This window comes from Paraburkholderia phenazinium (genome assembly GCF_900100735.1).
GTDB lineage: Bacteria > Pseudomonadota > Gammaproteobacteria > Burkholderiales > Burkholderiaceae > Paraburkholderia > Paraburkholderia phenazinia.
The window spans coordinates 598,043-624,171 of the sequence record NZ_FNCJ01000002.1 but is presented as its reverse complement, the minus strand read 5'-3'; the positions used below and the strand labels follow the sequence as shown (position 1 = coordinate 624,171).

At 62.0% G+C, this 26,129-nt stretch carries 27 protein-coding genes and 2 pseudogenes; 10 read left to right on the top strand and 19 right to left on the bottom strand.

Features of this window, described 5'->3' with window-relative positions; all coding sequences use genetic code 11:
* Positions 1-2: 2 nt before the first annotated feature.
* Together BLQ92_RS06635 and BLQ92_RS06630 are read right to left on the bottom strand one after the other, a co-directional pair.
* Complete coding sequence (locus tag BLQ92_RS06635) at positions 3-1,364, bottom strand: ATP-binding protein (RefSeq protein WP_090682708.1); 1,362 nt, start codon at positions 1,362-1,364, stop codon at positions 3-5.
* Positions 1,361-2,023, bottom strand: a complete 663-nt coding sequence (locus BLQ92_RS06630; protein ID WP_090682706.1) for a response regulator — start codon at positions 2,021-2,023, stop codon at positions 1,361-1,363. Before BLQ92_RS06630 ends, BLQ92_RS06635 begins: the two co-directional genes overlap by 4 nt.
* 205 nt (positions 2,024-2,228) lie before the next feature.
* Between BLQ92_RS06630 and BLQ92_RS06625 the strand changes: the two genes are divergently transcribed.
* Complete coding sequence (locus BLQ92_RS06625; RefSeq protein ID WP_090682990.1) at positions 2,229-3,017, top strand: COG4705 family protein; 789 nt, start codon at positions 2,229-2,231, stop codon at positions 3,015-3,017.
* A 309-nt stretch (positions 3,018-3,326) separates the two neighbouring features.
* Here the strand turns inward: BLQ92_RS06625 and BLQ92_RS06620 are convergent, their stop codons facing one another.
* The 7 genes from BLQ92_RS06620 to BLQ92_RS06590 all read right to left on the bottom strand — a co-directional run bounded on the left by BLQ92_RS06620 (position 3,327) and on the right by BLQ92_RS06590 (position 10,618).
* Complete coding sequence (locus BLQ92_RS06620; protein ID WP_090682705.1) at positions 3,327-4,643, bottom strand: MFS transporter; 1,317 nt, start codon at positions 4,641-4,643, stop codon at positions 3,327-3,329.
* Between the two features lie 77 nt (positions 4,644-4,720).
* A complete protein-coding gene (locus BLQ92_RS06615) occupies positions 4,721-5,689 on the bottom strand; it encodes an alginate lyase family protein (RefSeq protein ID WP_175772117.1) in 969 nt (322 codons plus the stop codon).
* Between the two features lie 161 nt (positions 5,690-5,850).
* Complete coding sequence (locus BLQ92_RS06610; RefSeq protein ID WP_090682987.1) at positions 5,851-6,771, bottom strand: SMP-30/gluconolactonase/LRE family protein; 921 nt, start codon at positions 6,769-6,771, stop codon at positions 5,851-5,853.
* A 5-nt stretch (positions 6,772-6,776) separates the two neighbouring features.
* Complete coding sequence (locus BLQ92_RS06605) at positions 6,777-7,619, bottom strand: NAD-dependent epimerase/dehydratase family protein (protein WP_090682702.1); 843 nt, start codon at positions 7,617-7,619, stop codon at positions 6,777-6,779.
* A 19-nt stretch (positions 7,620-7,638) separates the two neighbouring features.
* Entirely contained in the window at positions 7,639-8,409 is a 771-nt protein-coding gene (locus tag BLQ92_RS06600; RefSeq protein WP_090682700.1) for an HpcH/HpaI aldolase family protein, read from the bottom strand.
* 36 nt (positions 8,410-8,445) lie between these two features.
* On the bottom strand, positions 8,446-9,684 hold the full coding sequence (locus BLQ92_RS06595) for a porin (protein WP_090682698.1): 1,239 nt from the start codon (positions 9,682-9,684) through the stop codon (positions 8,446-8,448).
* Positions 9,685-9,862: 178 nt separating this feature from the next.
* Positions 9,863-10,618, bottom strand: coding sequence for an SDR family NAD(P)-dependent oxidoreductase (locus tag BLQ92_RS06590; protein ID WP_143016519.1), 756 nt, complete (start codon positions 10,616-10,618; stop codon positions 9,863-9,865).
* A gap of 217 nt (positions 10,619-10,835) precedes the next feature.
* On the opposite strand from BLQ92_RS06590, the gene BLQ92_RS06585 reads away from it, so the two are divergent.
* From BLQ92_RS06585 to BLQ92_RS06570, 4 genes are all read left to right on the top strand, one after another.
* Positions 10,836-11,894 (top strand): LacI family DNA-binding transcriptional regulator, encoded by a 1,059-nt coding sequence (locus tag BLQ92_RS06585; RefSeq protein ID WP_090682695.1) that lies wholly within the window; start codon positions 10,836-10,838, stop codon positions 11,892-11,894.
* Positions 11,891-13,153 carry a glucarate dehydratase family protein gene (locus tag BLQ92_RS06580; protein WP_090682694.1) on the top strand — a complete coding sequence of 421 codons (1,263 nt, stop codon included), beginning with the start codon at positions 11,891-11,893 and terminating at the stop codon, positions 13,151-13,153. The genes BLQ92_RS06585 and BLQ92_RS06580 overlap by 4 nt, the downstream gene beginning before the upstream one ends.
* Before the next feature lie 135 nt (positions 13,154-13,288).
* Complete coding sequence (locus BLQ92_RS06575) at positions 13,289-14,173, top strand: 2-hydroxy-3-oxopropionate reductase (protein ID WP_090682692.1); 885 nt, start codon at positions 13,289-13,291, stop codon at positions 14,171-14,173.
* Positions 14,170-15,108 carry an aldose epimerase family protein gene (locus BLQ92_RS06570; RefSeq protein ID WP_090682691.1) on the top strand — a complete coding sequence of 313 codons (939 nt, stop codon included), beginning with the start codon at positions 14,170-14,172 and terminating at the stop codon, positions 15,106-15,108. Before BLQ92_RS06575 ends, BLQ92_RS06570 begins: the two co-directional genes overlap by 4 nt.
* Before the next feature lie 62 nt (positions 15,109-15,170).
* Here the strand turns inward: BLQ92_RS06570 and BLQ92_RS06565 are convergent, their stop codons facing one another.
* Positions 15,171-15,752: a hypothetical protein gene (locus BLQ92_RS06565; RefSeq protein WP_244106071.1), complete on the bottom strand. Its 582-nt coding sequence runs from the start codon at positions 15,750-15,752 to the stop codon at positions 15,171-15,173.
* A 250-nt stretch (positions 15,753-16,002) separates the two neighbouring features.
* Here BLQ92_RS06565 and BLQ92_RS06560 point away from each other — a divergent pair, with 250 nt between their 5' ends.
* A complete protein-coding gene (locus BLQ92_RS06560; protein WP_244106072.1) occupies positions 16,003-16,344 on the top strand; it encodes a hypothetical protein in 342 nt (113 codons plus the stop codon).
* Positions 16,345-16,346: 2 nt separating this feature from the next.
* Positions 16,347-17,258 carry a 4-hydroxy-tetrahydrodipicolinate synthase family protein gene (locus BLQ92_RS06555; protein WP_090682689.1) on the top strand — a complete coding sequence of 304 codons (912 nt, stop codon included), beginning with the start codon at positions 16,347-16,349 and terminating at the stop codon, positions 17,256-17,258.
* Here BLQ92_RS06555 and BLQ92_RS06550 read toward each other — a convergent pair.
* The 4 genes from BLQ92_RS06550 to BLQ92_RS39240 all read right to left on the bottom strand — a co-directional run bounded on the left by BLQ92_RS06550 (position 17,243) and on the right by BLQ92_RS39240 (position 19,251).
* Positions 17,243-18,154: a PTS sugar transporter subunit IIA gene (locus tag BLQ92_RS06550; protein WP_090682688.1), complete on the bottom strand. Its 912-nt coding sequence runs from the start codon at positions 18,152-18,154 to the stop codon at positions 17,243-17,245. The genes BLQ92_RS06555 and BLQ92_RS06550 overlap by 16 nt on opposite strands.
* A gap of 160 nt (positions 18,155-18,314) precedes the next feature.
* A complete protein-coding gene (locus tag BLQ92_RS06545) occupies positions 18,315-18,530 on the bottom strand; it encodes a hypothetical protein (protein WP_143016518.1) in 216 nt (71 codons plus the stop codon).
* Between the two features lie 80 nt (positions 18,531-18,610).
* On the bottom strand, positions 18,611-18,904 hold the full coding sequence (locus BLQ92_RS06540) for a hypothetical protein (RefSeq protein WP_090682685.1): 294 nt from the start codon (positions 18,902-18,904) through the stop codon (positions 18,611-18,613).
* Between the two features lie 218 nt (positions 18,905-19,122).
* Complete coding sequence (locus BLQ92_RS39240; RefSeq protein ID WP_425194895.1) at positions 19,123-19,251, bottom strand: hypothetical protein; 129 nt, start codon at positions 19,249-19,251, stop codon at positions 19,123-19,125.
* A gap of 30 nt (positions 19,252-19,281) precedes the next feature.
* On the opposite strand from BLQ92_RS39240, the pseudogene BLQ92_RS41350 reads away from it, so the two are divergent.
* Positions 19,282-19,574 (top strand): annotated as a pseudogene (locus BLQ92_RS41350) (IS6 family transposase); the annotation flags it as partial.
* A 3-nt stretch (positions 19,575-19,577) separates the two neighbouring features.
* Here the strand turns inward: BLQ92_RS41350 and BLQ92_RS06530 are convergent.
* Positions 19,578-21,086 carry a helix-turn-helix transcriptional regulator gene (locus BLQ92_RS06530; RefSeq protein WP_090682683.1) on the bottom strand — a complete coding sequence of 503 codons (1,509 nt, stop codon included), beginning with the start codon at positions 21,084-21,086 and terminating at the stop codon, positions 19,578-19,580.
* Positions 21,087-21,348: 262 nt separating this feature from the next.
* Between BLQ92_RS06530 and BLQ92_RS39865 the strand changes: the two are divergent.
* A pseudogene (locus BLQ92_RS39865) lies at positions 21,349-21,463 on the top strand (IS5/IS1182 family transposase); the annotation flags it as partial.
* Positions 21,464-21,570: 107 nt separating this feature from the next.
* Here the strand turns inward: BLQ92_RS39865 and BLQ92_RS06525 are convergent.
* The 4 genes from BLQ92_RS06525 to metC are packed head-to-tail and all read right to left on the bottom strand — an operon-like array spanning position 21,571 to position 25,033.
* On the bottom strand, positions 21,571-22,341 hold the full coding sequence (locus tag BLQ92_RS06525; protein ID WP_090682681.1) for an amino acid ABC transporter ATP-binding protein: 771 nt from the start codon (positions 22,339-22,341) through the stop codon (positions 21,571-21,573).
* On the bottom strand, positions 22,338-22,988 hold the full coding sequence (locus BLQ92_RS06520; protein WP_090682679.1) for an amino acid ABC transporter permease: 651 nt from the start codon (positions 22,986-22,988) through the stop codon (positions 22,338-22,340). The genes BLQ92_RS06525 and BLQ92_RS06520 overlap by 4 nt, the downstream gene beginning before the upstream one ends.
* 2 nt (positions 22,989-22,990) lie before the next feature.
* Positions 22,991-23,830 (bottom strand): ABC transporter substrate-binding protein, encoded by an 840-nt coding sequence (locus tag BLQ92_RS06515; protein WP_244106074.1) that lies wholly within the window; start codon positions 23,828-23,830, stop codon positions 22,991-22,993.
* A gap of 39 nt (positions 23,831-23,869) precedes the next feature.
* Positions 23,870-25,033: a cystathionine beta-lyase gene (gene metC, locus BLQ92_RS06510; RefSeq protein WP_090682675.1), complete on the bottom strand. Its 1,164-nt coding sequence runs from the start codon at positions 25,031-25,033 to the stop codon at positions 23,870-23,872.
* Positions 25,034-25,134: 101 nt separating this feature from the next.
* Here metC and BLQ92_RS06505 point away from each other — a divergent pair, with 101 nt between their 5' ends.
* Positions 25,135-26,127: a LysR substrate-binding domain-containing protein gene (locus tag BLQ92_RS06505; RefSeq protein ID WP_244106075.1), complete on the top strand. Its 993-nt coding sequence runs from the start codon at positions 25,135-25,137 to the stop codon at positions 26,125-26,127.
* Positions 26,128-26,129: the final 2 nt, after the last annotated feature.

Below are 26,129 nucleotides of genomic sequence, written 5' to 3'. Positions count from 1 at the left end.
GCTCACGCGTTGGTCGCGGCGATGCTCTTGCCCGTCCTGACGAATCCGCTCACTGACACCGTCAGGCCTCCCGCATCAACGTTATTTTGCAACGAGAGCGTCAGGTGTTGGCGCTGCGCGATGCGGGCGGCAATAGCGAGCCCCAGCCCGCTGCCCGTCCCCTTGGTATGCTCGCCACGATAGAAACGGTCGAGTACCCGCTCGAGCTCTTGTTCGGGAATGCCTGGTCCGTTGTCCACCACGTCGAAGCCGAGGCGGTCCGCTGCACGGACGAGCACGACATCGATCTTGCCTCCGTGCGGTGTATAGCGAATCGCATTGTCGATCAGGTTATTCAGCAGCACGCCCAACCCGTGCGGGTCCGTCAGCACATCGTATGCGTCCTCCTGCGTGAGCGGTTGGCGGAATTCCAGCCCCAGGTCGATGTGCTTCTCGTCCGCGAGCAGCGAGAAGTCGCTGACCGCCTGCTCACCGATTCTACGCAAACTGACCGAGGTGCCCTCGCTGGCAGGTTGCGCGTCCTCGCGTGCGAGGGTCAGGAGTTGCTGGACGAGCCGAATGATGCGGTTGAGTCGCATATCGATACGTTCTAGCGTTTGACCGTCGTCCTTCAACGTGCCGTTTTTCGCTGACGCCTGCAACTGCAGTTTCAGCGCTGCAAGCGGCGAGCGAAGCTCGTGTGCCGCATCGGCAATGAACGTGCGCTGTGCCTGCGAGGCGGCGTTCAGCCGTGCGAGAAGGTCGTTGAGTGCCTCGACAAGCGGCCGGACTTCGACGGGCACCTTGCCGTCCAGACGCAGCGGTTCGAGCGAATCGAGCGAACGCGTTGCGAGCAGACGCGACAATCCTCGGATAGGCGCCAGGCCTCGTGCTACGACTAGCAGCACCAGCACGATTGTCACGGGCATGAATACGCCCAGCGGCCACAACGTGTGCAGCGCAAACCGCAAGGCTAGCGCTTCCCGAACAGAGACCGGTTGCGCGACCTGGACGAAGCGATCCGGCTGTTGCAGCCCGAATACGCGCCAGTGATCGTCGCCCTGTTCGATGGTGCGAAGGCCGACTGGCAGACGCGTCAGTACCGCCGACTGCCGCGAGTGATAGACGAGCGTACCCGCCTTGTCCCATATCTCGATGAGAATACGGTCGTCCGAAATACCGCCGACCTGTTCGTCTTGCCGCTCGACCGTCGCCGCCGTCTCGAGATTCGAAGGCAGTGACACGGCGACGGTACGCAGCTCGTAGTCGAACAGTTCGCTCGCCTCTTCGCGCGCCGTATGAAAGATTCCAAATGCGGCGATACCGGAGGCAACGGCAAGACCGCAGATGAGCCAGCCGAGCAGCCAGCGACGGATTGACCTCATTCGCTTCTCTTTAGCCGATAGCCGACGCCGCGCACGGTGACGATCTGTTCTACGCCGATCTTGCGCCGCAAGCTGTGCACGTGGACTTCGATCGTGTTGCTACCCACTTCCTCGCCCCACCCATATAACTTGTCCTCGAGCTCGGCACGGGTGAAAACGCGTGCAGGTTCTTCGATCAGCGCCTGCAGCAACGCGAATTCGCGCGGCACAAGCGTAATGGCAACATCGCCTTTCCTCACCTCATGAGCCGCGGGATCGAGGGTCAGCTCGCCATGCGTATAAACCGGCTGCTTCTGGCCGGTGCGCCGCCGCAACAACGCGCGCGCTCTGGCCGCCAGTTCATCGAGATCGAACGGCTTGACCAGGTAATCGTCCGCGCCGGCGTCGAGACCGCGAATCCGGTCGGTCACTGCGTCGCGCGCGGTCAGGATGATGACGGGCGCCTCGCCGCCTTGCTTGCGATAGCTATTGAGCAAGTCGATGCCGTCTTTCCTCGGCAGCCCAAGATCCAGCAGGACGAGGTCATATACGCCGTTGCCGAGCGAGAGCTCGGCCGCTCGGCCGTCCTGTGCCCAATCGATCGCATAGCCCTCGCGCCGCATCGATTCGAGTACGGTCTCCGCAATCATGTCATCGTCTTCCACCAAAAGCAGACGCATCGCGCCCCCCGAGTTGTCGCCTCACGTCATTGTCGCGCATCCGGACTTAACCCTCCCTTAAGCCTTGGTTAAGCGTTCGTTCAATATCATCCGCTCCTGTGCAAACCGCTCGATCGAGGCTTCGATGCCGGCCGGCGCGTTTCGCGAGCAGATGCACGAGCTTGCATGCACAACGTCCGACCATCCTTCCATAAAGGACCGCGATATGAAACAAAGCACCGCGAACTTTGCTGCACAGGCTGTCAGCAAGGTTCCCGAACTGACGTTAGGCTTCTGGGCGATCAAGGTAGCGGCGACCACGCTCGGTGAAACCGGCGGCGACTGGGTGTCGATGTCGCTGAACCTTGGTTACCTGATCGGTTCGGCAATCTTCCTCATATTGTTCATTGGGCTCGTTTATGCCCAGGTGAAGGCACAGGCATTCGATCGCTTCCTGTACTGGGCGACCATCGTCGCCACGACTACGCTCGGCACGACTATGGCGGATTTCGCAGACCGGTCGCTAGGTGTCGGCTATCCTGGAGGCGCCAGCATGATCGCCGCATTGTTGATCGCCAGTCTGGCGATATGGTACCGATCGGAGGGGACGGTCTCGGTGGAGAGCGTCGTCACCAGCAAGGCCGAATGGTTTTACTGGATCACGATCCTGTTCTCGCAGACACTCGGAACGGCGCTCGGAGACTGGGTGGCGGGCGAGGACCGCGGCGGCCTCGGTATCGGCTACGAATACGGTGCAATGCTCTTCGGAGCAGGCTTGATCGTCGTAGCCGGGCTGTATTTCTGGACACGTGTCTTCCGCACGGCGCTCTTCTGGGCAGCGTTTATTCTGACGCGGCCGCTAGGCGCTACCTTGGGCGACTTCCTCGATAAGCCATTGGCGCAGGGCGGTCTGCAGATAAGCCGGCTATATGCATCGGGAATCCTGCTGGCCTTCATCCTGGCTTGCATTGTGCTGATACCGCAGCGATCCGCAAAGCGCGGTTCGGCCGTGTAACCGGGCAAGCGCTTAAGGTTTCCTTCAGTTGCGTTCATTACTATCGCAGTACCCGAGTGGGAAGGCATCCCGGCCGCCTTCGCACAAGGCACACGATGCAGAAAATGAATGCAGTCTTGTAGTGTAGGTAAGGCGAAAGCAGATATGAACGGACCAGTTGACGAGCCCGCACAACGACCGCAGACCGTCGCTGAGATCATGACATCGATTTACGCACGAGCCGAAGTGGTGCAGGTCGGACCTGAGCACTACCGCGTAACAGCACCGCTCGAGACCATTCCGCGTATGGTCAAGGCGCGAGACTGTACGCTACCGCCGACGTGCAAGGTCGAGTTCTTCGAGCAATCCGTTCCCCAATGTCTCGACGGGCTGGGCCTTCAGCGGCTTGACCACGGTCCATAGCACCGTGGCGCCGATCAGGTCGCCAAAACCGAGCGCAATGAAGAACGGCGTATAGCCCACCCGGCTCACGAACCAGCCGATCACGAGCGTAAAAGCCAGATTGCCGATGCCGGCCACGCAACCCGCGAGCCCGGTGACGGTCCCCACTTCACGACGTGGGAACAGATCGGCTGACATCGAAATCACCGTGATCGACAGCGTCTGGTGCGCAAAGCCGCCCAGGCACAGCAGGAAGATCGCCGTCACCGGACTCTGCACCATCCCTACCCCCGCCATGCCGATCATCAGCACGGCCGCGAGCGTAAACACCATGCGTTTGCCGTCGACGATCGGCGTGCCGAAGCGGCTCTTCAGCCACGCCGAGAGCGAGCCGCCCATCAGGCAGCCGATGTCGGCGGTCACGAACGGCAGCCATGCAGTCATGGCAATCGTCTTCAGATCGAAGCCGCGCGCCTGATAGAGATAAAGCGGCATCCAGTAGACCAGCGTGCCCCATACCGGGTCCGCGAAGAAGCGTGGCAAGGCGATGCCCCAGAAGTTGCGCTGCTTGAGAATCGCCAGAACCGATGGCTTCTCTGCATCGTTCTGGCGCAGCGTGCTCTCCTGGCCAGCGGCAATATAGGCCGCCTCCTCCTTCGACAAGGCCGGATGCCGGTCCGGATGCCGGTAGAACACGAGCCATAGAATGGCCCAGCACAGACCGAGACCGCCGGCGATGACGAAAGCCGTCTGCCAGTTGTAGTGAAGGATCGACCAGGCGATCAAGGGCGGCGCGAGAATCGCGCCCGTCGAGGTGCCGAGGTTGAACACACCTGCCGCGATGCCGCGCTCGCGCGCCGGAAACCAGTAAGCGGTCGCACGCATGCCGCCGGGGATGAAGGATGCCTCCGCCAGGCCCAACGCGCCGCGCAGCAGGAACAGCCCCACCCAGCCGGAGACAAAGCCGTGCGACATGCAGATCAGCGACCAGGCCACCCCGCAGATCAGAAAGCCTGCCCGTAGTCCGATACGGTCCATCAGATAACCGGTCAGCGGCGCGCCGATCGGGTACATCACCATGAAGGCACCGGTAATCCAGCCATATTGATGCGTGTTGATCTGCAGATGCTGCATGACCGTCGGTGCAGCGACGCTCAATGAACTGCGCGCCAGATAGTTGGTGATCGTGCCGAGCGTCAGCAGGCCGATCATCCACCACCTGAGTCCTTTCACCTTGATTGTCATGATCGGGCCTCGTCTCCTCAATGTCTTGCTTGGTGTGTTGTCGTGGTCGGTGCGATAGCGCAGCAGCGCGGACGGTCTCAAGCGAATAAGCCTCGGACCACCGGTTGCGCCTCGAGCGCCTCTGCCATGCGCGTGAACTGCGGATCGAGACGCGCGGCGATCCAGTACAGGTTCGAGGCCTCTTCGCGTTGCCAAAGTCCCGCGTAGCCTTGCACATGCGCTGCTGCACGGCGTGCGTCGAAACCGACTGTGCTGTGCACGAACTCCTCGTGTTGCTGGTCGCCTGCTGCGTATGGCAAGAGCCAGCGCAGCGCCGCCGCCAGCCGTCCCTGCAGCGATACCAGGCCGTACCAGTCGTCACCGTGCGCGGCGGCGATCGAGGCAGCCATCAGCAGCGGCTCGAGGTCGTAGACCACGTAGTGCAATGCATCGCGCTGAGCGAAGTCGTAGGTGCGGCCATCGCTATCGACGTTGCGGGTCACATGGGCAATGAAGCCCTCGCGCGCAGCGGCTATCAGATCGGTGTCGCCGCACAGATACGCACCGGCGCTCGCCAGCTTGATGCGGTGGCTTTGCCAGTTGTTCAGGCCGGTGCTCGGATCGCCCACGCGGCGCGTGCCCAGATAGCCCGTCGCCAACCGGCGGCCTAGCTGGCGGGTCTGCTCGAGCGTCGCCGGCGCTAGCCGCTCCTGCACGAAGTCGAAGCCGAACAGCAGATCGACGAGATCCGCTTCGTCGATCGGGTCGAATGAAGCCGCATAGCTCCCCACCCAGGCTTCGATGTAAGCGGTGGCTTGGGCTGCGTATGGCGCATGGCCGGTGATGCACCACGCGAGTCCTTGCGTGAGCGTCTGGCGCCAGTCCTCCTGCGCAAGCACGCTTGCATCGCGGTCCTGCTCATGCGGCAACAGTCCTTGCGTGTGGACGACGGCACGGGGATGGGACTCGCGTCCAAGGCCCGCGTCGGCCAGCGACCTGATCTGCGCTACTAACGCTGGCGTCACATGTTGCCGTATCTGCACCGCGCGCTGCGCTGAGGACAGCACAAACGTTCCGCTCGCTCGAGCTGCACTGCTCTCCTGTGCGCGTACACCGCGCGGCATCGCGGACATCAACCACATCGCTGGGAGCGCAACGGCTGTACCTAGCAGCCGGCGTCGCTGTATAGAAGCTGAAGGAGAACCGCCTTGTTCGTCATTCCGGCAATTCACAACACACCTGCATATTCTGGTTCCCGCAATCCCGTCACGCCCGGACGAAGTGCAAACAGATGCCCGTCATGCTCCGTATCTCCCGTGGCGGGACGAATCGAGGTGACGAACAGCGTATCGAGTGCAGCGCCACCAAACGCGCACATGGCAGGCTTCGCCGCGGGCACGACAATCTGCCGGTCCAGCTTGCCTTGCGGCGTGAAGCGCAGCAGCAGGCCCGCGTCGTTGGCGCAAATCCAGTAGCAACCGTCGGCGTCGACCGCGGCGCCATCGGGGCGGCCCGCGTAGTGATGCAGGTCGGCGAACACGCGGCGATTGCGCGGCTCGCCTGCCGCAACGTCGTAGTCGAACGCCCAGATCAGCCGGCGCGACGGATGCGAGTCGGACAGATACATCCTCGTGCCATCGGGCGACCATGCGAGGCCGTTCTGCACGATCAACGCGTCGACCACGGGAGCCGACAGGACCCCATGCTCATCGAAGCGGTACAACGCCCCCGCTGGATTGGCCGCGGCCATGTCCTGCACCATCGTGCCGGACCAGAAACGGCCCTGGCGGTCACAGCGGCCGTCGTTAAAACGCATGCCGGCAAACGGAAACGCAGGCGCGGCGAGCTTGCGGCCCGTGACGGGCGCCGTTGTGCCGTTGACGCTCCCTTGCGTCAACGTGAACGCAAACAGCCCCGTCTCGCAGCCGGCGAGCACCGTGCCTTCGCGATCGAACGCGAGGCATGCCACCTTCTCCGGCAACAGCCATTCGCCGCGCTCGCCAGTCTCGACCAGGAGGCGCACAATCTTCTGCGCCGGAATATCGACCCAGTACAGCGCCTTTTCCTGGGCGCGCCATACCGGAGACTCGCCCACCATCGCCGGCACCGCCCCCGCGCCCGTCACGCGTTCTACTGTTACGTTCGTCATCGCGCTCACCGCTTCGGCTCCATCGGCCCGGCCAGCACGAACGGGCCGCCCTGGAAGCGCTGGGTCGGATCGTCGAGGTCCGGGTCGGGCGCCTTGGCGGGAAACAGGTGCTCGAACTGCACCGAGCTGTCCTGCGGCCGAAAGCCGAGAAACGCCGCTTTGGTGTTATCCACCCACTTGCTGCGGTTGTCCGACACGCCGTAGATAATCGCGTGCCCTACCCGGTTGGTGAACAGCGAGCAGCGCACCAGCTCGATGAAGTCGTGATAGCTCAGATAGGTCACCAGCATGCGCGGATTCTTCGGCTGCTCGAACGACGAACCGATTCGCAGACACACGGTCTCCAGCCCAAAGCGGTCGAAGTAGTAGCGCGACAGCGATTCGCCGAAGCACTTCGTCACGCCATAAAGACTGTCGGGGCGCAACGGCGCGTCGATATCCACGACCGAAGTCACCGGATGAAATCCCACCGCGTGATTCGAGCTGGCGTAGACGACGCGCTTGACGCCCTGCTTCTGCGCGGCTGAATACAGGTTGTACAGACCGCGGATATTCGCTTCGAGCAGATCTTCGAACGGCGCTTCGACCGAAATGCCGCCCAGGTGAATCACTGCGTCGACACCGTCGAGCAGTGCGTGCACGGCCTGCTGGTCGGCCAGATCCACGATCGCCGCCTCTTCATGCGCGGCCAGCTCGCCGAGCGGCGCGATATCGCTGACGCGCACGACCTCGGCCCACGCCGCGAGCGCCCCGCGCAACTGCTTGCCGAGATTGCCGGCGGCGCCGGTCAGCAACAGGCGCCGGAAAGGTTTGCGGGTTACGCCGGGTTCGAATTTCGGGTCCGTCATGTGGGTGCCTGTTCCTCGATTACTTGGGTTGATGGCTGATGGCCTGTTTCAGTGCGATGTCTGCGCCGCTACGCAACAGACCGATATCGGTCGCGAGGGCAATATAGTCGAAGCCCTCGCGCACATACTCCGCCGAGAGCACCGGGTCAGGCATCAGAATTCCGACCGGCTTGCCGCAGCGATGCCCGCGAGCCAGCGCGTCGTGAATCGCCGCCTGCACTTCGGGGTGCCTGAAGTTGCCGAGGTGTCCGAGCGCGGCCGCCAGATCGGACGGGCCGATAAACAGCGCGTCGACGCCCTCGACCGCGGCGATCGCTTCGAGATTCGCCAGCGCCTTGACGGTTTCCAGTTGCACGAGCAAGCACACTTCGCGATTCGCCTCGTGCAGATAGTCGCTGTCGCGCCCATAGCGATTGGCGCGCGTCGCCGACGACACGCCGCGAATGCCGGCCGGCGGGTAATGCATCGCGGCGACCGCCCGGCGCGCCTCGTCCGCACTGTCGACCATCGGAATCAGCAGCGTCTGCGCGCCGACGTCGAGCAGTCGCTTGATCTGCACCGTGTCGTTGGTACTGGGGCGCACGACGGCCGACACCGTCGATTGCGCCGCCGCGCGCAACTGGTCCTGGACCATGGGCACTTCGTTGGCGGCATGCTCGGTGTCGAGCAGAATCCAGTCGTAGTCCGTTTGCGTCATGACTTCGACCACATTGCTGCTTGCCAGCATGCTCCAGATGCCGAACTGCTGTTTGCGGGCAAGCAGGTGTGCCTTGAACCGGTTGCGCTGCATGAGAGACCTCGGTGTAGACAGTAACGTTAAGTGACGTCAGAAGTAGTGGCGAATGCCGAAGCCGGCACCCACCGGCGACGCGCCCGGGGCACGGCTCGCCACTGCGGTGACGACCGGATTGGTGTCGTAGTCGTAGGTCGCGAACGAGCTATTGTGGATGCGGCTCACGTAACCTTGCAGCATGGTGCGCTTCGACAGCCAGTAGTGGTAGGCGAACACCATCTGCTGCGCGCCCGTGTGCGGCTGCTCCGCCGACGAGCACTGGCCGTTGGTCGCAGAGCCGGAACAACTGAGCGGACGCGATACGGCATAGTTGAAGATGAACTCCTGCAGGCCGACCTTCTGCATCACCGCGACACTGAAGGCATCGCGATAGGTCTCGCCATTGCCGGCCGCCTTGCCGGCGCCGAAGGTGCCGGTCGAACCGAGGCGGTCCCAGCCCACACCGAAAGTAGTCGTGCCGAACCCGAACAGGTTTGCCTCATAGCGCACCGCCACCCGGTGCTCCCAGTCGTTCGAGTTGCCGGTGGCCGCGACGCCCATACCCGCGCTGTTCGCGCCGGACAGGCCGGCGCCCGCTCCGAGCAGATCCTGGTCGCGGCGCGTTTCGTAAGCGTAGGCGGCATACAGCGGACCTTTCGCGTATTGCGCGCCGGCGCCCCAGGCATACATGCCGTTGTTCGGCGAACCGGCCGTGCCCGACACGCTGCTGTTGGTCGGGGAAGTATTGCCGCCGCCCGGCGAATAGATGAATTGCGCATTCAGCCCCTGCAGCAGCAACGGCGAGGTGTACATGATCGAGTTGGCGAGACGCGCATTCAGGTTCGTCTGGGTCCCGTTGAGCGTGGTCATGACGCCGATGTCGTTGGCAATCGAGGTGCTGCCCGGAATGAAGTTGAGCTTGCCGCCAAGGCCACGCATCGGCGAAGTCACATAACCGAATTGCAGCGTGCCGTAGGTGTTGCTCTGCAGGCCGACGAACTGGTCGCGCGCACTCGGGCCGCTGCCACTATTGACGTTGTAGCCGTACTCGATCTGGAAGATCGCCGCCAGGCCGCCGCCAAGGTCCTCCTGGCCCTTGATGCCCCATGCCGAGCTATTGCTGACCTCGCGCCCGGCCCAGCCGAGATCCGCGCCCTTGTTGGCGCCGGTGGTCCGCACCATTTCCACCGTCGAATCGGCCACCCCGTACAGAGTCACCGAACTCTGCGCGCAGGCATTCGTGCAGACATAGGTCATTGCCGCGAGACAGCTCAATTTTGTCTTACTTAACATTTAGAACTCCAAACTGTGTCGATATTTTTTTTAGTGATGCTGTCTCGAGTAATGAACCGGTGCTACGCAGGGCATGCTCGAGAGATGGGACCGCCGTTTCAGGCGGGTGGGCGGGGTGCGAGTCTGGCGCCCGCTTCCACCGATGCGTGTACCTACACTGCTGCCTGGTTGCGGCAAATCACGCGGCCGCCGTACGAAGTTGCGCCAACAGACCGCCATCGACCGGCAGCACATGTCCGGTGATAAACGAGGCCGCGGCCGACGCCAGAAACAACACGGGCAGCGCAGCCTCGTCAGCAAGCCCATGGCGCGGCAGCGGCAAGCCGAGCGCCGCCGAAGGATCGACATTCGGCGTGTGCGAATGCGGAATCTGCGCCGGAGCAATAGCATTGACACGAATCCCATAACGGCCGAAGTCGACCGCGAGGCACCGCGTCAACGCATCCACGCCACCCTTGCTGACGTCATAAATGGCGTTGTTGCGATGGGCACGCTGCGCACCGGGCGACGACACGTTGACGATCACGCCATGATGTTCGCGCGCGGTCCAGCCGCGAATCGCCTCGAGACTGAGCGCGTACATGGCCCGCAGGTTGACGCCGATGATTTCGTCGAACTCGTCGAGGCTGGTGTCGTCCGTGGGCTTTTTGGTCTTGGTCAGTCCCGCGTTATTGACCAGCACATCCATGCCGCCGCGCTCGGCGGCCTGCGTGACGATCGCTTGCCGGTGCGCCGCGTCCGCGATGTCGCCGGCCAGAACATCGCAGCGCCCGCCCAGTTCTTCGCGCAAGCCAGCGAGCACGTCCCGATTGCGCCCTGCGGCGATGACATGGGCGCCCGCCTGATGAAAACGCCGTACCGTCGCCATGCCGATCGCACCGGTCGCGCCGGTCACCACCACTACCTTGCCGCTGAAGTTGAATTGAGTCTGCATAGCCTTGACGAGTGAAGCGCCGGACGCCTCGAAGGCACCGGCCTGGAAAACGTTTTCCAAATATAATGAGGTGAAAACGTCAAGTCAATCGTTTTCCCAATCGAGCGACCTCAGTGAAAACCCGAGATCGCTATGGAAAGCGTTATGGCATTCATATGCAGACTGTTTACTGCGAATCGAATTTCAACTAGCATTGGAAAACGTTATCCTTAATCAGATGAAAAAAGCTTCCCCTACCATCCGCGACGTCGCGGCCGCCGCTGGTGTTTCCGTCGCCACCGTCTCGAAGTACATGAACGGCACGCAGCGCTTCTCCGCGCCGGTCGAGGCCAAGCTGAAGGCCGCCATCGAACAGTTGGGCTACCGCTCCAACCCGCTCGCGCGTTCAATGATCACCGGCGAAACGCGCACGATCGGCCTTGCGATCCTCGACATCCGCAATCCGCACTTCACCAATATCGTGAAAGGCGCGAACCGGATCGCCCTGCAGCACGACTACACGCTGCTGCTGGTGGACACTGAGGAAAGCCAGGAGCGCGAACGGCCGCTGATCGAAGCGCTCGCGCAACGGGTCGACGGCATGATCGTGAGTTCGCGCATGCCTGAAGATTCGGTGCAATGGATGCTCGATCTGAACAAGCCGGTTGTGCTGTTTGGCCGCAACCAGCACTTCCCGATTCCGAGCGTGGGCACCGACAGCTATCTGGCGGCCTATATGCTCGCGCGCCATCTGCTGAATCAGGGCCATCGGCGTATCGCGTACCTCGGCTTCGAACAATCGCGCTGGAACGCCGAGCGAATTCGCGGCGTGCAGGCCTGTCTCGCGGAGATGGGCTTGTCCGCGGCCGTATACGACGCCCACGCGCCCTCGCCGCAAGCCGGCGAACGAGCGTGTTCGGCCATCATGCTCGGACCGGACCGGCCGGAAGCCGTGATCTGCTACAACGACCTGATCGCGCTCGGCTTCATCAAGGAGGCCCGCGCGCTTGGGTTCAACCTGCCGCAGGATGTCTCGGTAGGCGGCTTCGACAACGTGCCCTACGGCGAATACGCCTACCCCGCGCTCACCACAGTAGATATGCAAAGCGAGCAGATGGGCGAACTGGCGATGCGCAAACTGATCGATTCGCTCGCCGGCAAGAACGACATCGAATACTCGCTACTCGAACCGCGCCTCGTCGTGCGCGACTCCACCATGCGGCGCCCCGAGGCGCCGCACTCCGCCGGTACACCCCATGTGCGTACCGCCCCACCCGAAAAAGGAACCAGCAGATGAAGATCGCCGCCGTCCGTGTCACGCCCATCGCCATTAGCGATCCGCCCTTGCTCAACGCAAGCGGCGTCCATGAACCGTATGCGCTGCGTTCCATCATCGAGGTGGAGACGGACAACGGCTTCGTCGGACTGGGAGAGACATACGGCGACAAGCCGGTGCTCGACGGCCTGCTACGCGTCAAGGACGCGCTGGCCGGACTGAGCCCGTTCGATCTCAACGGCCTGTGGCAACGTATCTGCGCAGCGGGAACGTCGACGGCGCAAGGCGTGCAGCTCGATGTCGCGCCCGGTTCGCAGGCCAGCAATGCCGCGCGCAAGCTGTTCGGCGCCTTCGAAGTGGCGCTGCTGGACGTGCAGGCGCGCTCGCTCGGCGTGCCGGTGCACGAACTGCTTGGCGGTGCGGTGCGCAGGCAGGTGCCGTTTTCCGCGTATCTGTTCTTCAAGTTTTCCAGCGACATCGATCCGTCATACAAGCGCGACCCATGGGGCGAGGTGCTCGATGCCGAGCAACTGGTAGGCGAAGCGCGCACCATGATCGAACGCTACGGCTTCGGCAGCATCAAGCTGAAAGCGGGCGCGCTCGATCCCGATCACGAAGTGGAATGCCTGAAAGCGCTCAAGCGCGCGTTTCCGCAGCACCCGCTGCGCATCGATCCGAACGCGAACTGGTCGCTCGAAACGGCGATCCGCATGGCGCAGCGGCTGCAGGGCGATCTGGAGTACTACGAAGATCCGACGCCGGGTCTCGAAGGCATGGCCGAACTGCGCAAAGCTACCGGCCTGCCGCTGGCGACCAACATGGTCGTCACCGACATGGACGAATTCCGCCGCAACGTCGGCCTGAACGGCGTGCAGATCGTCCTCTCGGATCACCACTATTGGGGCGGCCTGCGCGCCACCCAGGTGCTGGCGACGATGTGCGACACGTTCGGGCTCGGTCTTTCGATGCATTCGAACTCGCACCTGGGCATCAGTCTGATGGCGATGTCGCATCTGGCGGCAGCCGTGCCGAATCTGACCTACGCTTGCGATACGCACTACCCGTGGCAGGACGATGAGGTCATCGAGGGCGGCAAGATCGCGATTGAAGGCGGCTGCGTCACGCTGACGGATGCGCCGGGCCTTGGCGTCGAACTGGACCGCGAGGCGCTCGCCGCACTGCACGAGCAATATCTAGGCTGCGGCATTACGAATCGCGACGACGTCTCGCAGATGCGCAAATTCCGCCCGGACTGGACGCGTCAGAAGCCGCGCTTTTGAGCGGCCGCGCTTGCGGGCGCGATTTGCGGACTGGCTTTGAAGGGTGCGCTTGCCGCCGCGCCCGGGCGATTTCGAACATTTGCGGCCCACGGGGCCTGTTTCACTCTTTAACCGAAAGGTCTACGGACAACCATCATGGCAAAGATCGGCTTTATTGGACTCGGCATCATGGGCGCGCCGATGGCGCGCAACCTGCAGGCAGGCGGTCACACGCTGTTCGCCTACAAACGCAGCGGCGCATTGCCTGACGAACTCGCCAGCGGCGGCGCGACGCTTTGCCATTCCCCGAAAGAGGTGGCTCAACAGGCCGGCATCATCATTACGATGCTGCCGGACACGCCTGATGTCGAAGCCGTGTTGTTCGGCAGCGACGGCATTGCGGAAGGTCTGAGCGCCGGCAAAACCGTGATCGACATGAGTTCGATCGCGCCGCTGCCCACCAAGGCGTTTGCCGCAAAGATCGCCGCGCTCGGTTGCGACTATCTCGACGCACCGGTCTCGGGCGGCGAAGTGGGCGCCAAGGCTGCGACGCTGACGATCATGGCCGGCGGTTCGCAAAGCGCTTTCGACAAGGTGAAGCCCCTGTTCGAACTGATGGGCAAGAACATCACGCTGGTCGGCGACTCCGGGGCGGGACAGACCTGCAAGGTAGCGAACCAGATCATCGTCGCGCTGACCATCGAGGCAGTCGGCGAAGCCCTGCTGTTTGCCTCCAAAGCAGGTGCAGACCCGGCGCGGGTGCGCGAGGCGTTGATGGGCGGCTTCGCATCGTCGCGGATTCTCGAAGTGCATGGCGAGCGCATGATCAAGCGCACCTTCGCGCCGGGCTTCCGGATCGAACTGCACCGCAAGGACCTGGGGCTCGCGCTCGAAGGCGCGAAGGCGCTCGGCGTGCCGCTGCCCAGCACGGCCCTGTGCCAGCAACTGTTCAACCTGTGCCACGCACATGATGCGGACCAGCTCGATCACTCGGCCCTCGTGAAGGCGCTCGAAGTCATGGCGAACCATACGGTCGCATGACGCTTGTGTTGTCCACCGCGAGCCGCCCGCCCGATGCGGCTCGCACTCCCGTGAGCCTGCGGGCCGGCGATCTCGAACTGCTGATCTACCCCGAGCTTGGCGCACGGGTCGGGCGGCTGTTACGGCATCTGCGCAACGACGCGACCTTCGACTACCTGGTGCCGCTCGACCCCGCCGGCTTCGATGCCGCGCTGTGGCCGCGGGCCGGCTGCTTTGCGATGCTGCCGTTCACCAACAAGTTCGCCGCGAACGCCTTCATCTGGCGCGAGCGCGTGGTCCGGGTGGCGGATCCTGAAGCAGCGGGTTTCCTGCACGGGTGGGGGTTGCGGCGAGCGTGGGCGGTAACGGACGTCACCGAGAGGCATTGCGTGATGACGCTCGAGGTAGCCGCCAGCCATGCGTGGCCTTGGGACTATGAAGCAAGCCAGACGATCTCGCTCGATCCCCGCGGCGTCAGTTTCGCGCTTGCTGTCGTCAACCGTTCGCCTGAACCGATGCCAGCCGGCCTTGGTTTTCATCCGCATTTTCCGCTGCACAGCGGAGTCCGGGCGCGGGTCGAGGCCTCCGCGCGATGGCTAGCCGGCGCTCGCAGCAATGGACTACCCGAGAATCGCGAGACACTCGCTGCGCCGCTGCAGTTCGGAGCAGCGCCAGCAGTGGCCACGGCGCGGCCTCCCTGCAGCCCCCTCGGCCCTGCGGCGACCTGGTTCTGCGAAACCGCCGCTTGCGACAACGCACTCCTCTACCCGGCCGAAGCACGCCGCGTCCGCATAGCCAGTAGCGAGGCCCGCTACACCGTCGTGCACGCCCCGCCCGCTGGCCGATACCTCTGCATCGAGCCGGGCAGCCACCTGGCTGGACGCTTCGACGCAGAGCGCGATATCGCGCTGCCGGGTCAGCCGCTCACGCTGTCGATGCGTATCGAAGCGGGATAGCGCGGCTAACCCACCGGGCTATGCTACGAGCGATAGCCGAAGACTCGCACCACCCAGCACGCTCAAAGCACCCCGTCGCCGTTCTGATTGAGGCTATCCGGCGACTTCTGCGTCATGCGCAGCACGCCGGAGCGGTCGAAGTAGAAGTTATATAGCAGCTTCCACGTGCCGCCTTCCTGATACCGGTAGCTCCACACTTCCTGGTTCTTCAGCGGCATGGATACGGTTTCCTCCGGCCGGCCGAAATTCGTCAGCACGTCGTGCTCGGTCCATATGCCGACCTGCGCCTTGGCGAACTCGTTGGGCTGCAGCACCTGACGCACGCTCTGCACCGTGCCGTCGGCGGCGACATCGGCGGCGACGGTGGTTTCACCGAACGGCTGGGTCGTCCACATCAAGCGCTTGCCGCCGTCGGCGAGCGGATACACCTCGGACGGCTGCCCAAGGCGGGCGGTCAGCGTCGCCGCATTGGCGCCGGGCTGATAAGCCAGTGGATTCTGGGCGCAGCCGGCAAGCAATAACGCAGCGAGCGCGCCCACGCCGGCGGCGCCGCTCAGGCGCCATGAAGTCGCGGGAGTCTTCCCTGAGTCAGGCTTTAGGGCAAACGAGCGCCGCGCGGCAGCAAACGAATTCCGGGTATCCATGACAGACCTCGCTTTCTCGGATTGAGATGCCCATTTGACACCTATTCTCGAGGCCGCGCGCCTTCATGACAGAAACTTCACCTTGCCGACGGCTCGCTGCCATGTTTGCGTCATCTGGCTGTCAGCTAGTGCGTAGGGGCAAAGCACCACCGCATTTTTCCGCCAGGCGTGCGGATTTTAGCGTGGTGTTTACACCGAGGCGTCTAACCTAGTCACTGTGTTGAACAACCGCAGTAACACAAACCCACACATGGCACATCCTCAGTCACTGCAAGTCTTCGACGTTGGACCGCAACGCACGCCAACCATCGCCCGCCACAACGTCATCCCCTTTCCTTCGCCACGGGTGCAATTGCCGGTGACCCTGCTCGGCCACTCCGAGCAAGACGCTCGCGCGCAGCTCAAGGCTCTGTTGCACTCCCCGCTCGGCGTCTACGTAGTTAGCACCGAAGTCGTGCGCGACCAGGCCCAGGTGGACCTCGACATCGCCCCGGACGACCTCGACTTCACCCTACATGCGTTGCTCACGACGCTGCCCCACGCGATGATCGGCGCGCTCAAGCGCCGCCCCCTCAGCAGGGAGCACCACTAATCATGTACTCAGGCATCTGGTTGCCTCTCGTCACGCCGATGCGTAACGGCGAAGTCGATATCGACGCCCTGCAGCATCTGGCCGATTACTATTCACGCACGGAGATCAGCGGTTTTGTTGCCCTCGGTACGACCGGCGAAGCGGCATTGTTGTCCGAAACCGAGCGGGTCACCGTACTGCAGGCCATTACCGATGTGGTCGGCGGCCGCCTGCCGGTGCTGGTCGGCGTGGGCGGGCCGGACACCCGCGAGGTGGTGCGCGAACTGCGCCGCTACGAACATTGGGATTGCAGCGGCTATCTGGTCTCGCCGCCCTCCTACATGTGCCCGGATCAGGCCGGCGTGCAATGGCACTTCGAACAGGTTGCGAGCGCAACCGACCGCTCGATCGTGCTGTACAACGTACCGCATCGAACCGGCGTAGCGATCGCACCGGACACGGTCGCGCGCCTGACTGAGCTCGATAACGTTGTCGCCATCAAGGAATGCGTGAAGGATAACTTCGCCAGGCTGCGCACCGTGCCGATCAGCCTGTTGTGCGGCACGGACGAGGCCTTCCTCGACTGCATTCACGAGGGCGGCGCCGGTGGCATTCTGGCCAGCGCCCATGTTTGCGCAGATCTGCTGATCGAAGTGCAGGCGCTCGCCGAGACGAAGCGCGTCGCAGAGGCTCAAACCCTGTTCGCCGGCTTGCAACCGTTGATCAAGCTGCTGTTCGCCGCACCCAATCCGTCTGCGATCAAGGCCATGTTGGCGTTCGATCATCCGATGACCGATGAAACCCGCATGCCGATCAGCCGCGCCTCTGCGGAACTGGTGGCACGCCTGAGCGAAGCCCGTGAGGTATTGCAGGATTTGCGCGCGGAATTTGCGGTAGCAGGCATCGACCCCACCCTCACTCAGTCGGCGACATAGTCGACAAAAAGCTGGCAGACGGCTGTCGCATCGTCGCACGCATGCAGTTGCTCGCGGAACTGATGATCGCAAAAGCGCTCGGCTACGTCGGCGAGCAGACGCAGATGGGTCGAATTCGCCCATTTCGGCACCAGCAGCACGACGATATCGCTGACCGGCTTGCCGTCTGGTGCATCGAAGGGAATCGGCCTGGCTGGGCGCACATACAGGACCATCGCATGCCGCAGGCCTTTGATCTGGCCATGCGGCACCGCGACGCCCTGGCCAAGCCCAGTCGAACCCATCGCCTCACGGGCTTCGAGCCCTGCAGTCACAACGGCAGCCGGCAATGCATAGTGCTGTTCGAAGAAACGCCCTAGCGCGACGAACAGATCCTGGCGGTTAGCGACGTCCAGACCGAGCAGCACATGCTCAGGCGAAATCAGCCGCGCAATCGCACTACCGGCGGCGCTGCTGCTGTCCAGTTCCGCCGTCGCATCGGTCTGCTCCTCCCCAGCGGCTGCAGCAACGGCATCGGCCGGATTGACGCGGGGCGCCGAGTCGGCATGCATCAGGCCACGCCAGGAGTCGGTGGGAGTGTCGGGGACTTCGAAGAGTTGGCCCAATTCGGCCGTGGGCGCCAGATGGGCGACCCGCTGGATCGCCCCGTCGACCGCTGTCCTCGGCAGATAGAGCGAAAGCCTCACGCGTCCGGTTCCGGCCAGCGGTGCGACCCGAATGGTCCACGGCTGGTCGCCGCAGTCGCGTGTCAGCGCCTGGCGCAACGGTGTGGCGTGTTGTGCGTCGAGCGTGATGTGCATCATCACATTGCGGCCCGGCCCGGTTTGCGGCCGGGACCGGACTGCGCTCTTGCCCGCGCCGAGCAGAGCGCGCAGGCTCGTCATTGGGTGCGTCATGTCGCCCCTCGCTTCGTTTACTTGATGTCAGGCTACACGAATCGGCGTCAAGCTCGCGTAAAAAGATTGGAGGTATCGGCATGTGCCAACCGCTTTTCCCGTCGCGCTCACCGCGAGCGAACGCGACCGGAAAAGCGGTCGAAATACCATGCCGCCTGTCTCAGAGGCCGAGAATGCGCCGGGCTTCGAGTTCAGCCAACTCCAGCGCAGCATCGGCACTGCGCATTGGTCGGCCGCAGCCGCGTCCTGTGATCTGCTCTAACGTCTTGTCGTTACGCGTAGTGGTCACACGGAGCGCGCCTTTGAACATCTGACCCGGAGCGGGAAACACGCAGGCCTCTACGGTCATGTTTCCCTTCGTTTGTTTGAATGCCATGCTATTCCTCATACTGTTGAGCGGGCCGCTCTTTTGGCGGCTCGCCGTCTTTTTCGCTGTGTTCGGTATGTTCTGGGTATTCAGTGCGCCGATCCGTTGATCGCCAGTCCGGCCGGTCGTGCTTCGAAGCGGTACTGCAGATGGGTCGGATAATGCGGATCGACTTCGCGCACCAGCCGGTCGATTTCCCGTCTGAGTTCGTTTGCCCCGTCCACGCCAAGCAACTGGGTGGCCTTGGCAATGCCCTCACCGAATTTCTCGACCATCAGCGCCGCGAGCGCCGGCGTTTCCGCACCGCGCGCCACGTCGCCGCGGCGATTCTCCGCATAGCGCCGGATCTCCATGATCAGCGCCTTGATCTCGTCATTGGTCATGGTGAGCCCCCTTCTTCTGTTTGTGGCCACGCTACGGCGCCGCGCAAGCGTCGTCGTTGATTTTCAGCGCGGCGCTACGCTTTTACCTGGCAATCCGAATTCTTTGACGAATCCATCTTGATGTATCTATTTCAGCACATGCTCCATCAAGAACCTGAAAAACCGGATGCCATCTGTGCAAAGAATGTGTAATGACGCGTGCCGCCCTATTGGCTTGGCTAGTTCTCGACGCCGATCAACCGGTAGCCGACACCGCTCTCGGTAACGATATGCTCGGGTTGGGCCGGATCGCATTCGAGCCTCTGGCGCGGGTGTCCCATGTAGATGCGCAAGAAGGGCGCTGTCACGTTGACGGGTCTGTCGGGTAAGATCGCGCGATGAAGAATTCCAAATCGCTCTATCACTGTCATCGCTTTCCGGCGGTGGTGATCAGTGTGCCGTTCGCTGGTACTTCAGGTTTCGGCTGAGCTTGCGCGACATTGAAGAGTTGCTGTTCGAGTGTGGCGTCGTGGTGAGTTACGAAACCGTTCGCCGCTGGTGCGACAAATTTGGCGCGGGGTTCGCGCATCGCGTCAAGGCTGCCCGGCGCAAACCGGGAAGTACCTGGCATCTCGATGAGATGCGTGTGACGCTGCGCGGTGAACCTTATGTGTTGTGGCGAGCCGTCGACGCGTCAACGTGACAGCGCCGTGCGCACTGTTACTCCAAAAACTCTCTGTACGGCCTCAATTCGCGAACTTACATCGAGCTTTTCGAAGATGTTTTTCAAGTGCCACTTGACCGTCTCAGGCGCCAGTTTCAACGAACGACCGATTTCCTTGTTCGAAAGGCCACAGGCAACGTGGTTGAGTACCTCGAACTCCCTCGCCGTTAGAATATCTGACGACGTTGTCACGGCATCAACAGGCAGGGGCGTTGCAGCCGGTGGCAGTTTTCCGACCCACCCTGGCAACGTGTAGAACTCACCGTGCTCCAGCATCTCCATTGCACAGTTCTCCATCCACTGTGCAGCCTGCTCTGGGTCGCCCGCGGCCAACGCATGCCTGACTGCCTCGGGCCACAGACGTGATCTTGAAAACCACTGGGACGCACGACGATGCAACAAACGAACCTCTTGTGGCATCTGGCGTAGAAGGCGCCGTCGAAGCGCCTCGGACAGCAGGGCGTGATAGCGGTACCATCCTTGTGTTTCATCTAGCGGCCAGATGAACACGCTATGCCGCTCGAGCCAGTCAAGTTTTGCCCAGCTTTCGTTCCCCCCGCCCATGATGGCATCGCACAGCGCAGGGGTAAGTCGTTCAAGAATCGATGTGTACAGCAAAAACTTCAGCATAGGGGGCGGCAGATGCGCAAGCACCGTGTCGTTCAAGTACCGATCGATTCCGAAAGCGGCTCCGGTGAGGTTGCTGGCGACCTTAGCCGCATCGCTCACCTCGCGTAGCGCAAGAGAAGCCAATTGCAAACCGGCGACCCACCCTTCAGTCGCCTCGTTCAACAACTCAACGCTGGTCCGGTCGAGCGGTACGGCACCTGTCTGGTCAAAAACAGCCTGCGCGTCGTTGGTCGAAAAACGGAGATCATCGACATCAATACGCACTAGCTCGTTTGGCGATCTAAACTGACCAAGCAACAAGGCAGGTTCGCCTCGCGCTCCGAGCAGGATATGCATGTTTTCGGGTGCATAGCGCAGCAAACGGGACGCAATCGCGAGAACTGGCATCGCGGTCAGGCGGTCGGCGTCATCCAGAATGAGGAAAACGCACCGGCCGTATGCGGCGATCCCATTCAAGAGCGCTGAGATGACTGTTTTAATGGGGGTGAGCGCGTCATGATTCAAGAGTTGTTGCGCTTGCCAGGAGATGTCCTCCGACGTCCGGGAAAACGCCGCCACCAGATATGCACCGAACTGCTGCGGATCATCGTCTTCTTCGTCAAGGCTGAGCCATGCAACCGGATGCTTTTGCTCCGACAGCGCTTCACACCACCCAGCAAGCAGGGTTGTCTTGCCGAAACCCGCAGGGGCGGTCACGACAGTTACGCCGCGCGCCGGTGCCTCATGCAGCCGCTGGAGCAATGCGGGGCGTTGCACGCAGCCAGGTGGAAGACGGGGAGGGATCATTTTGGTCTGGATCAGCGCCACGCTCCATTGGCGACCAGTACTATCGGAAGATGTTGTATCCATGACTACTCTACTTATCCACCCGACGGGCGCCCACACGAAACTTCAGGTCGGTACGCTTGTCATTGTGTACATCGAGCTTTTCTGTTGCTCAACACTGCGTAATCACACGACCTGACCTGGTTCACGCTCTGTAATGAGCACGACAGCGATACGACATTTATCGGCGGGGTTAAGATACGATTTCAAAGAGAGCTTAAATTGGTTGTTATCCAGTTAGTTATCCTGTTTAACCTTGCGCGTTTTAATCGACAAAACAAGGGAGATGAGAAAGACGATCATTGACGACAAATTGCAAAAAATTGATCGAACCATTGTTGCCATGGCCGAGGCCACGGCGCTCGAAGTATCCGGGCCGGAAGCCGATACCGGATCGCAGCTACTTCTCTTATGGCCGATCGCAGCCGGGCGCGAATAGCGGCAGGCGACCATAACCGCTGCGCGACCGGCAGTACGCAGGAACGATCGGTCGCGGCGTCTTCAACGTTCAGGTCTCGATCAGATGAAGGAACTGCCTGACGCGTGGACTGCTGCCCTCACCAAAGAAAGATTGCGGTGTCGTGTCTTCGGCAACCACGCCGCCGTCCATGAAAACAACCCGATCCGCGACATCTCGCGCAAACCGCACTTCGTGCGTGACGATCAGCATCGTCATACCCAGCTTTGCAACATCGCGCATGACGTTCAGGACGTCCTCTCGCAGCGCTGGATCGAGAGCGGAAGTGGGCTCGTCGAAGAGTATGACTTCAGGGTCCATCGCGAGCGCCCGCGCGATCGCTACGCGCTGCTTCTGACCGCCGGACAGCCGTCCCGGATACTCGTTGGCTTTTGCCGCCAGGCCAACCTGCGTCAGCAGGTGCATTCCACGCTCCGCTGCCTGCGCGCGGGGAACGCCCTTGACGCTGACCGGGCCTTCCATCACGTTTTCCAGCGCTGTCCGGTGCGGAAAGAGGTTGAACGACTGGAACACCATTGCCGTGCGCTGGCGAATCGCGCGGATCTTCTTTTGATTTTCGCGTGACGGTTTCGATGCACCGGTGCATTCGACATCAATGCCGCACACAGTCACGGTGCCGGCATCCGGCACTTCGAGGAAATTCAGTGAGCGCAGCAGCGTGGTCTTGCCCGAACCGGACGGACCCATCACCACGATAACTTCGCCTTTCGATACGCTGAAGTCGACGCCGCGCAACACCCGGTTGTCGCCGAAGGCCTTCGAAAGTCCACGAACTTCGATTGTCCTGCTATCCGTATTCATACAAAACGCCTCGACAAGCGACTCTCAAGGACCGTCTGGACTATCGTGAGAATCTGGTTGATGCCCCAGTAGATGATGCCGACCATCAGGAACATTTCCATGTAGCGAAAGGTGGATGCGCCAACCTGGTCGGCCACGCGGGTCAGTTCTACCACCGTGATGGTCGAGGCGAGCGACGTATCTTTGATCAGTGCAATCAGGCGGCTGCCGACCGGCGGAATGGCGATGCGCAGGCCCTGAGGGAGGATAACCCGCGTCATGGCTTTCCAGTAACCCATGCCCAGCGACATCGCCGCTTCCCACTGGCCCTTGTCCACTGCGTTGATGCCGGAACGGAAGTTCTCGCTCAGGTACGCTGCGGAGAACAGCGTTAGCGCGAGAAGCGCGGCCGGAACCGGGTCAAGTGTGAGGCCATACCGGGGCAAGCCGAAATAGATAAGCAGTATCTGCACGAGCAGCGGCGTGCCACGGAAGATCGAAACGTATGCGAATGCGAGCGCACGCAGTACGCCCATGCTCGAGAGACGGGCCAGCGCAACGAGCAAACCCAGCGTCGAGCCAAGCACGAACGACGTTAATCCGAGGAAGATCGTCATCAGCACCGCGCTCCTCAACAGCGGCAGCGAGCGCATGAAAAGTTCGGTCATGATTACTCCTTTTGCGCCTTGGCTTTCGCGATCATGCCGGCCATATCGTAATCGCTCCCAACCCACTTCTTCGCAATGGCCTCAATCGTCCCGTCAGCCATCATTTCGGCGATCGCCTTATTGACTGCTGCGCGCAGGGCCGGTTGGCCTTTCACGATAGCCGGCGCTGACAGCTGATAGATCAAGGGGTCGCCCACTTCCTTCACGGGTAAGTGGTTGACGTTGGCGTACTTCATGCCGCCGAAGTGCGAAATAATCACCGCGTCGATCCGCCCACTGCCCAGATCGTTAAAGATGAGCGCCCCATTGTCGTAGGAACGGATATCGGAGTCTTTCAGGTGTGCTCGTGCCCATGTTTCATTGCTCGAGCCGGTGACCACACCCACCCGCTTGCCTTTAAGCGTGTCTTTGCCCTTGATGTCCGTGTTGCCGGCAGGTACGAAAATACGAAAATCCTCCACGCCGTATGGATCGCTGAAGTCAACCTGTTGCTCGCGTTCCGGCGTAGGTGTCAGATCGTTCATGACGAGGTCGTATTTGCCCGTCTTCAAGCCTTCCACGAAGTTCTTGAACGAATCGGCGACGAATACTACATTCGGCACACCGATGCGCTTGCCGACTTCCTTTGCAATCGCGACGTCGTAGCCGACGGGATTATTGCTGTCGTCAAGCATGCTCCACGGCGGACTGCTCTGAGTGTTGGCCACGCGCAGTGTGCCGTTCGCCTTCGCCTGCGCAAGCAGGTCTGCCGCTTGCACAGTAGCGGGAAAGCTGAACGCCGCGCCAAGCGCCACGAAACTCACTGCCGTGAGAGCGCGTCTCCATCCATTGATTGTCTTCATCTCGTACTCACTCATCCATGTCAGTTGAACGGAAAAATACTAGGCACCGGCTGCGCGGGTTCGTCTGAAAGCGTCGAAACCGGCAAACAGGTCTTCAAGTAGCATCGCCGGGTCCTCCAACCCGATCGAAAGGCGCACGATGGGCTGGTCGGTCAGCGGGAATGCGCGCTCGGCCTGCAACGCGGCCGGGTAGTAGGCAGCAAGGCTATGCACGCCCCCCCAGCTCGCACCGATGGCGAAATGCTGGAGCGCATCGAAGAACGCGCTGAACGCAGCCTCCGGCGCGGGCTGAAGAATCAGGGAGAAGAGACACCCGCTGCTCGCAAAGTCCCGCTTCCAGATGGCGTGGCCGGCATCCGACCGTAGCGCCGGAAATAGCACCTTGCTCACTTCCGGGTGGCGTTCGAGTTCCCTCGCAATCTGCAGCGTCGAGGCGCTCTGGGCGGCGAAGCGAACCTTCAGGGTGTCCAGACCGCGCATCACGAGGAAGCAGTCGTCGGGGCTGGTCTGCTGGCCGAGAACGCTCTGCGTCTCGCGCACGGTCGCGTAGTAATCCGCGTCGTTCATGCTGATGCAGCCCATCAGCAGATCAGAATGGCCCCCGAAGAACTTCGTCGCGGCTTCGATGCTGAAGTCCACGCCGTGTTCGAGCGGCTTGAAAGCGAGCGGGCTTCCCCAGGTGTTGTCCATCATCGTCAATACGCCGTGACGTTTCGCGACTTCGACGATCGCCGGGATGTCGGGCATCTCCATCGTCACCGTGCCCGGCGACTCCATGCAGATCATGCGGGTGTTGGGCTTGATGTAGCTATTAATCTCGGCCCCGATCGCAGGCGGATACAGTTCGACTTCGACGTTGAAGTGCGCCAGCCACTTGTCTGCGAACGTCTTCAGCGCGCCGTAGCAGGCAGCAGACACGAGCAGGTGATCGCCACCGCGCACGAAACCCATGAGAGTCGTCATCAGCGCGGACTGACCGGAGGGCGTCACCACGCAATGCGCACCGCCTTCGAGTTCGGCGATGCGCTGCTCCAGTTGGCGAGCCGTTGGCGTCCCGGTGATGCCATAGCTGTAACCGTCCGGTTGCCGCTCCTTACGGCGCGTAAATTCGGTCAGAGTATCGAATACGACCGTGGATGCCCGCATGACGGCGGGCGAGAGGCTGCGGAACGGCTTCGGCGCTTTCGGGGTATGACTTGTCATCATGCTCTCGGTGATTGCGTGGTGGTGTATTGATGACTGCAGTTTACTTTCGCCCGGGTTTGCATCAACATCGGAAATAATTAGGTCAATAAGTACAGGTTATGAGGATCCGCGATATCGAGGTGTTCAGGGCGGTCATGAACGCGGGAAGCACGAGCAAAGCGGCGGCCCTGCTCGGCATTTCGCAACCGGCTGTGAGCCAGGCCATCAGGCGTCTGGAAACCATGGCGGATTTCTCGCTGTTCGAGCGCGTACGCAGCCGGCTCGTTCCCACCCAGGAAGCCGTCGCCCTGATGCGGGAGGTGGATCAATATTTCCGCGGATTCGAGGTCATCGAGCATCGAATTCGTAGTTTGCGGTCCTACGGATTGGGGCGGATGGCGATCGCCTGTCTGCCGGCACTCGGCACCGGCTTTCTGCCTCGTGTCATCGGGGCGTTCGATGCTCCGTCCAGAAACGTGCAAATCTCGCTACAGGTAATGAGCTCGCGCGAAGTGCATGAGAAGGTCTCGGCGGGCCAGGTGGATTTCGGCCTGATGTCCGACGAGATGTCGATGGCCGGCCTGGAGCACTCGGTATTCGCGCGGATGCCGGCTGTAGCAGTGATGAACCGGCATCACCCTTTGGCCGCGCGTCCTTTCATCGCCGTCGCGGACCTGCCTGAATTTCCCTTCATCGCGCTGAATCCCGAAGACAGCACGAGGCTTCGGCTGGAAACCCAGCTCACAGCGTGCGAGATCCGCCTCAAGCCGGTCGTCGAGACGCCGTATTCGCACACGGTATGCGAACTGGCGCTCGCGGGAGTCGGTATAGGCATCGCTCATCCGATCGTGACGCTGGACTTCGCGGAGCGAGGTCTCGTCGTGAAGCCGATCGATGTCGAGGTCATGTTCACAGGAGTACTGGTGTTTCGCCCCGGCACCCCACTCACGGAAACCGCGAGGCAGTTCATGCGGCATATGCGAATGCAGCTTGAACGTGACCAGAAGGCGCTCAAACTGGCGCTAGGCGCTGCGGCGGCAGAGGAGGACGAAGCCGCGGTTCGCAAGCGCAGTCGGCGTCCGGCAGCGGGGCGTGTTTCCCCAAGCCGCTAGTG

Bases quoted from the DNA above. Each gene is read 5' to 3' on its own strand.
- BLQ92_RS06520 (WP_090682679.1), bottom strand. From the start codon at position 22,988: ATGACCGAACTTTTCATGCGCTCGCTGCCGCTGTTGAGGAGCGCGGTG.
- BLQ92_RS06610 (WP_090682987.1), bottom strand. From the start codon at position 6,771: ATGACGAACGTAACAGTAGAACGCGTGACGGGCGCGGGGGCGGTGCCG.
- BLQ92_RS06600 (WP_090682700.1), bottom strand. From the start codon at position 8,409: ATGCAGCGCAACCGGTTCAAGGCACACCTGCTTGCCCGCAAACAGCAG.
- BLQ92_RS06580 (WP_090682694.1), top strand. From the start codon at position 11,891: ATGAAGATCGCCGCCGTCCGTGTCACGCCCATCGCCATTAGCGATCCG.
- BLQ92_RS06555 (WP_090682689.1), top strand. From the start codon at position 16,347: ATGTACTCAGGCATCTGGTTGCCTCTCGTCACGCCGATGCGTAACGGC.
- BLQ92_RS06540 (WP_090682685.1), bottom strand. From the start codon at position 18,904: ATGACCAATGACGAGATCAAGGCGCTGATCATGGAGATCCGGCGCTAT.
- BLQ92_RS06625 (WP_090682990.1), top strand. From the start codon at position 2,229: ATGAAACAAAGCACCGCGAACTTTGCTGCACAGGCTGTCAGCAAGGTT.
- BLQ92_RS06565 (WP_244106071.1), bottom strand. From the start codon at position 15,752: ATGGATACCCGGAATTCGTTTGCTGCCGCGCGGCGCTCGTTTGCCCTA.
- BLQ92_RS06575 (WP_090682692.1), top strand. From the start codon at position 13,289: ATGGCAAAGATCGGCTTTATTGGACTCGGCATCATGGGCGCGCCGATG.
- BLQ92_RS06605 (WP_090682702.1), bottom strand. From the start codon at position 7,619: ATGACGGACCCGAAATTCGAACCCGGCGTAACCCGCAAACCTTTCCGG.
- BLQ92_RS06590 (WP_143016519.1), bottom strand. From the start codon at position 10,618: ATGCAGACTCAATTCAACTTCAGCGGCAAGGTAGTGGTGGTGACCGGC.
- BLQ92_RS06515 (WP_244106074.1), bottom strand. From the start codon at position 23,830: ATGAAGACAATCAATGGATGGAGACGCGCTCTCACGGCAGTGAGTTTC.
- BLQ92_RS06635 (WP_090682708.1), bottom strand. From the start codon at position 1,364: ATGAGGTCAATCCGTCGCTGGCTGCTCGGCTGGCTCATCTGCGGTCTT.
- BLQ92_RS06530 (WP_090682683.1), bottom strand. From the start codon at position 21,086: ATGGATACAACATCTTCCGATAGTACTGGTCGCCAATGGAGCGTGGCG.
- BLQ92_RS06620 (WP_090682705.1), bottom strand. From the start codon at position 4,643: ATGACAATCAAGGTGAAAGGACTCAGGTGGTGGATGATCGGCCTGCTG.
- BLQ92_RS06525 (WP_090682681.1), bottom strand. From the start codon at position 22,341: ATGAATACGGATAGCAGGACAATCGAAGTTCGTGGACTTTCGAAGGCC.
- metC (WP_090682675.1), bottom strand. From the start codon at position 25,033: ATGACAAGTCATACCCCGAAAGCGCCGAAGCCGTTCCGCAGCCTCTCG.
- BLQ92_RS06550 (WP_090682688.1), bottom strand. From the start codon at position 18,154: ATGACGCACCCAATGACGAGCCTGCGCGCTCTGCTCGGCGCGGGCAAG.
- BLQ92_RS06585 (WP_090682695.1), top strand. From the start codon at position 10,836: ATGAAAAAAGCTTCCCCTACCATCCGCGACGTCGCGGCCGCCGCTGGT.
- BLQ92_RS06595 (WP_090682698.1), bottom strand. From the start codon at position 9,684: ATGTTAAGTAAGACAAAATTGAGCTGTCTCGCGGCAATGACCTATGTC.
- BLQ92_RS06560 (WP_244106072.1), top strand. From the start codon at position 16,003: ATGGCACATCCTCAGTCACTGCAAGTCTTCGACGTTGGACCGCAACGC.
- BLQ92_RS06545 (WP_143016518.1), bottom strand. From the start codon at position 18,530: ATGGCATTCAAACAAACGAAGGGAAACATGACCGTAGAGGCCTGCGTG.
- BLQ92_RS06505 (WP_244106075.1), top strand. From the start codon at position 25,135: ATGAGGATCCGCGATATCGAGGTGTTCAGGGCGGTCATGAACGCGGGA.
- BLQ92_RS06630 (WP_090682706.1), bottom strand. From the start codon at position 2,023: ATGCGTCTGCTTTTGGTGGAAGACGATGACATGATTGCGGAGACCGTA.
- BLQ92_RS06570 (WP_090682691.1), top strand. From the start codon at position 14,170: ATGACGCTTGTGTTGTCCACCGCGAGCCGCCCGCCCGATGCGGCTCGC.